The following is a 5,528-nucleotide window of genomic DNA, read 5'->3' as shown; positions in this document are numbered from 1 at the left end:
GCGGACTCCATCGTCAACAGGCTCTCCAACCACGCCCGAACCATCAACCTCGGCCAGATCGACATGCGGAGACTCCGCAACGACCACGCCCGCGCAGGCGAGGACTACTGGGAGTAACACGGCGGAGGCGGCGCCGGCTCGCGAGCAACAACGAGAGCCGGTGCCGCCTCCCCAGAACACCAGTACCAGATCGCTGGACTGGCCGTACCAACTCACGCTGCGCGGCACCACCCCCACGTCTCACTTGATTTGACAAATTCCGGTCGCGCGGGGCCGTGAGCCCGGAGTGACGATCGAGCAGATCGCGAGGGGCTTCGGGGTTCACCCGATGACCCTGCAGAAGTGGCTCCGCCGCGCCGACATCGACGAGGGCGCGAAGCCCGGTCAGTCGCGGACCGAGGCCGCGGAGATCCGCGAGCTGAAGAAGCGGATCCGGTTGCTCGAGCAGGAGAACGAGGTGTTGCGGCGTGCGGCTCGTCGCGGTTCGAGTTTTGGGGTCGTCCGTCGGATACTTGTCGCGGAGGGAGTCGCTCTTCGGGCACGTCCTGGGCGGTGAGGCCGCTGGAATGCCACTTCCTTGGCGTCGAAAGCCAAGTCTTGCGGTATTCGCGAGTCGGTTGTGCGATTCCTCGAACAGCAAGGCTGTGCGCTCACTTGCGACCCATTCGTCCGATAAGGCGACAAGCCCTGAGTATCCCGCTACTGTCGGAGCGCGTCGGCTGGCTGGATTCGTGCTGCTCGGCTGGCTGCGGCGGTGCCTCCGAGAATGCCGACGATCATCCCACCTGCGATAGCGAGACCTGCCAGTCGGAGATCGAAAACGGGGAGCCATCCTTGCGTGATCGTGAAGGCTAGAATTCCTAGGAGGCCTAGGGTGAGCCCTGCGAGCCCGCCGACGAAGCCCATGATGGCAGCCTCGATCATAATGAGTCCGGAGATGTCGTGTCGGCGTGCGCCGAGGGCGCGCCGAAGCCCGATCTCGCGTGAGCGCTCGGTGATCGCCAGAACCATCGCGTTCGCAAGGCTTGCGATCGCGCCTAGAAGTGCGATGCCCGACACGATCAGCAGGGTGACTTGCACGCTGGATTCGATCTCGCCGCGGAGTGTGCGTGGGTCGGGAGGCGCGTCGACGGTGAGAGAATCAGGGTCAAAGTAGTTGATCGCGAGTGGTGCTTGGCGGGCGACTTGTTGAGCGGCGCCGGGGCTAGTTCGGATGATTATGCTTGTTTCGCCGCTTGGTTGCGCGTCAGCGGCAGGGAAGACAACGGCCCCGAGCAGTTGAGGGAGTCGGGGTGAGTCGCTGATGACTCCGACGATGGTCACGCTTCGGTCCGCGAGGTAAACGGTCGGTTCTACGATGAGTGGTCCGAGTCCAAGTTGGCTGGCCAGGGCGGTGCCGATGAGCGCTTCGCCTGGGGCGAGTTCGGGCGCGTGGTTTGGCACCCACGTGACGTCTAGGCGTGCTGCAGGAATGACATCGTTGGTAATCGCATAGCCGTTCGGATAAAGAGGTTCTTGGTCCACCGCGGTCCAGATCTTCGACTCCCGTTCAATGGTGAGGATGCCGACGTGTTCGACGCCTTTGAGTGCCGCGACGCGACCTGCGGCATCGTTGATGAATTCAGGGCTGAGCCCACTGAGAGCGGGTTCTTCCCACGCGACAGTGACATCGCGGTTGAGCTGACGGTCGAAGGTGGATGCCACCTGGGCGCGGGCCGAGTCGGATACACCTATAGTGGCAATCGTGAGTCCGACACCGAGCGCCACGGCGGCGATCAGGGCGATCGTCCGAATGAGCTTTGAGGCGAGGCCGCTCACGGCATCGTCTATCAGGTCACGCAGCCGTAACTGTGATGGCCGCCCAACCTGCACCCCTGACCGCATAACGTTCGTATCTGAGTCGCGTGCGTGCGCAGCATCGCCGGGACCTATTGCGGTGCCAGACAGCTGGCCGTCGCGGATGGTAATCCGTCGCCGAGCAGTGGCGGCTACGTCGGGGGAATGCGTCACGATGACAACCGTCGCCCCGGACTGGTTGGCAACGTGTAGGGCGTCAACAACTTGTTCCGCATTGGCGGAGTCGAGGTTGCCCGTGGGCTCGTCGGCGATGAGGATGGGGGCGCCGGTCGACAAGGCACGTGCTATAGCGACTCGTTGGCGTTGACCACCGGAAAGTTCGTACGCCAGTCGGGGACCGTAGCCGCCGAGTCCGACGGTTTCGAGCGCTTCTGCCGCGAGTTGTCGCCGCTGCTTGAGTGGTACGCCCCGGTACATGAGGGCCAATTCAACACTTTCGAACACCGGTCGCCGATCCAGAAGGTGGAAACCCTGGAAAACGAAGCCGAACATGTCACTTCGTGTTGCGCTCAGTGCGCGGTCGTTGTCGCCGGTGACCGAACGGCCAGCAACTATGACATCACCGTCGGTCGGGTGGTCGAGCAACCCCAAGATGTTCAGCAACGTGGACTTGCCGCCGCCCGAAGGTCCTTCGATCGCAACGATTTCGCCTTCAGCGATGGACAAGTCGACGCCACGAAGTGCTCGCACCGAAGGCGGGCCAGCGTACGTGCGAGTAACCGCGCGCAAGCGCATCAATGGCGCGGACTCACTCATCCAACTTCCACCAGGTCACCCTCGACGATCATGCCGCCCTCGGACGGTTCAATCGCGGACCGGCCGTTGAGTTCACCGATCACTGCCACGTCCACGAGAACAGTCGCATCTTCACCGTCACGCCCCGCTCGCGCGACCTGTGTTTTCCCGCTTCCCGAACGGATCAGCGCTGTAGACGGCACAATCAACGCGCTGTCCGCAACACGATCTGTTTCGAACTCCACCGTCCCTTCCGTGGTCCCTTCGGGGAATATCATCCTGACGATTACCTCGGGGTCCGCGGTCTGGTCCAAATTCGAACTGGCCGAATTGCCTGGAAGGTCTGCATCCGCCTCATTCTCTGTTGCGCCGGCAACGACAACGCGCATGATTTCCACCACAGTGTCTGTGCCGTAGATCACTCCCTCAAGTCCCTCACTGAGCTTGCTCGCAAAGGCGGGCGGCACACTCGCCCGCCCCACAAGCTCTCCGCTCCCCAGTGTGACGCCGACCGACCCATCAACCGCGGTACCGACCGCAGGCGCCGCGACAACCACGCTGGGGACAGGCGACACGATCGTCTCAGACAATGCAAGGAGACCCTCCGAAGGGGGAGCGTAGTCGACCTTCCGATACATCTCGGCCATCGCGTACGCGTCTGCTTGTCCCAGTTCGCCTGTTTCACGAATGTCGTACCCGGCACCCGCGAGCGCGCGCTGCAACTGGCGGACATCAGTGCCACTGTCGCCGACGCCGAGGTCTCGAAAGAACGGGAATACTCCCTCGATCACCATCACAGGTCGACCATTGACCTCGCTCACGACATCCCCCGTCGAGACCTCAGCCCCCAACTTGACGGTACGCGCGGTCACCACGTTGATTGCGCCCGCGCCCGTCGGTAGTGGGTACGAACCTACGTTCGTGCGCCCCGAGGTGACGGAAATGGTCACGGATTCGGCAAGCACACCCCTTTCCACTGGGGCCAGTACCGCTTCAGGCGCCGGTGGAGCGGCAGCTGCTTCCCGCTGCTCGGGTGATACGAACAGGGTCGACGCGAACCAACCGCCAGCGACTAGTATTGCGGCAACCGCCACGATCGCAACTGTCGCCCATGCGCGCCTCCGGTTCGGCCACGATGCGTCAACTCGACGCGCCGAGTTCGGCAATCGTCCTCACCGCCTGTTGGTAGTACTTGTCGCCCTCGGTACGGATTCGCTCGAACTCGTCAATATTCTCGGCAATAATGCGGTGCTCTTCGTCCCACTCAGCTTCATAGGCCGCCTCGGCATACCCGGAAGACTCCCGGCACGCAGCGTCAAACATGGCGTCATGCAGCTGTAGGGGCCCGGGAGACGGGTGCTCCTCCTCGAACCTCGCGCGCTGCGACTCCGTTGGCATGACCGGGTAAGGTGACGACGGGAGATCCACGAGACCCAGCGGCTTCATGCACTCACGCCATCTAGCCGCGGCCTCTTGTACCGCCGGTGTCGCGTCGGCCGCCTCGGCCGCATTCCACACGAATTCGGCACCCAGGTTGTAGATATCGGTGGCTTGTCGCCCGACAAGTTCGTCTGCGTGTGCATCGCGACAATCGTCGAGTGCGGCGCGCTTTTCGTCACTGAAGTCTTGATCATAAAATGCGCGCCACTCCTCCTCGTTGGGCAGCTCAGGATGCCCTTCGGTGTACCCGTAGGTGGCAGCGAGTCTCTCATTGAAGTAACGCACTCCATTCGACGTCCACGCAGCCACCTTCCACGCCTCTGTCAGGTCCTTGAATGGCACAGACATCGGGTAGCCCGCGTCCGTCATGCACTTGGCCGTGACCAGCATGTCAGAGTATTCGAGAGTTCCCCATTGTTCCCAACTAATGCGGTAGGCCTCGGAGGGCATAACCCACTGCTCTCGATTCTGCTCGGGAAGACCAACTTCCGCCCCAGTTCCCGCTGAACATGCACTCAACGACGTGGCCGAAGCGAGGCCTAACGCTACAACGATCACGCCGCGAAACCGCCATCGATCCTCGAATCTCACAGATACTCCTTCTACAATAGATGCGACATCACTGCCCTATGCCACAAGACTCGCATCAGGGCGGTGATGTCGCCGACTAGCTAGAGTTTGCAACGGGCGGTATTGTATTCGTCGCTGAAACGGGCGGAATCGACAGTGTCGTTCCAGTTGCCGGTCGGAGTCCCGTTGGTGTAGTCGGCGTCTCTTACTCCCGGCTGTACGGTTTTAGACTGGCCTCCGTAGTACTCATCCTTGTACATGACAAAGCTCGTGAAGGACGCATTATTCGCATGCGAACTGACATTGTCGTGGCCGTGGAGAGAAGTTCCGGCGTAGTTGAATGCTACGAACTCCTTGATGCAGTAGTTCATCCCGATATGTCCACCCGTGTACCCGTTGGTCTTGAAGTTGGTGTCCTTCCAGAAGCACGCGTACTTTCCGCAGTCTCCGGCCGCGTAAGCAGGGCTTGCGATTGCTACACCGCCCAGAGCAATGACTCCCGCGAGAATTGCTCCCGCCATCTTTCTGGTTTTGGCTCCCGACATCCGATTCTCCCATTCATCATCGATCCGATTTCGTGATCGGCGTCTCGATCGAAGGCTACTGGGCGAGTCGCGGTGAGGTCAATTGCGCAGTCGTCATGAGCTCGACGGTCCGGGTGTCGCGATCCACCCTCGGGCGCGTTGCCTCGGCCCGCGGAGCCGGTGCTGCCAGCGGGCAGGACGCTACGATATTCCGCCGGTGGGAACACGCTACGCATGAATATGTCCGCTGGACTGGACTAAGGGGGCGCGGATAATTTAGTGGCTCTTCGGAATCAAGGGTGTAGTCGAGGGGCGCCGGCTGGTTCGCGGATAGGCGTCGAGGTCTTCCAGGATGGAAGTTCTCACACTGCCCATCCGCCGGAAGACCTCGACGTGCACCAC

5 protein-coding genes are annotated in these 5,528 nt (G+C 61.8%); 1 reads left to right on the top strand and 4 read right to left on the bottom strand.

The features are described from left to right. Nucleotides 1-286: 286 nt before the first annotated feature. A complete protein-coding gene (locus ACK5KK_RS08540; protein WP_416889662.1) occupies nt 287-556 on the top strand; it encodes a transposase in 270 nt (89 codons plus the stop codon). A 143-nt stretch (nt 557-699) separates the two neighbouring features. On the opposite strand, the gene ACK5KK_RS08535 is transcribed toward ACK5KK_RS08540, so the two are convergent. From ACK5KK_RS08535 to ACK5KK_RS08520, 4 genes are all read right to left on the bottom strand, one after another. Beyond that, on the bottom strand, nt 700-2,592 hold the full coding sequence (locus tag ACK5KK_RS08535; protein WP_416889663.1) for an ATP-binding cassette domain-containing protein: 1,893 nt from the start codon (nt 2,590-2,592) through the stop codon (nt 700-702). A 17-nt stretch (nt 2,593-2,609) separates the two neighbouring features. Continuing rightward, a complete protein-coding gene (locus tag ACK5KK_RS08530) occupies nt 2,610-3,686 on the bottom strand; it encodes a peptidoglycan-binding domain-containing protein (RefSeq protein ID WP_416889661.1) in 1,077 nt (358 codons plus the stop codon). A gap of 46 nt (nt 3,687-3,732) precedes the next feature. After that, nucleotides 3,733-4,422, bottom strand: coding sequence for a hypothetical protein (locus ACK5KK_RS08525; protein WP_416889660.1), 690 nt, complete (start codon nt 4,420-4,422; stop codon nt 3,733-3,735). 281 nt (nt 4,423-4,703) lie between these two features. Continuing rightward, entirely contained in the window at nt 4,704-5,147 is a 444-nt protein-coding gene (locus tag ACK5KK_RS08520; RefSeq protein WP_416889659.1) for a hypothetical protein, read from the bottom strand. Nucleotides 5,148-5,528: the final 381 nt, after the last annotated feature.

It is taken from the genome of Microbacterium sp., assembly GCF_047972865.1.
Classification (GTDB): Bacteria; Actinomycetota; Actinomycetes; order Actinomycetales; family Microbacteriaceae; genus Microbacterium.
This window is presented reverse-complemented; position numbering and strand designations above follow the sequence as displayed.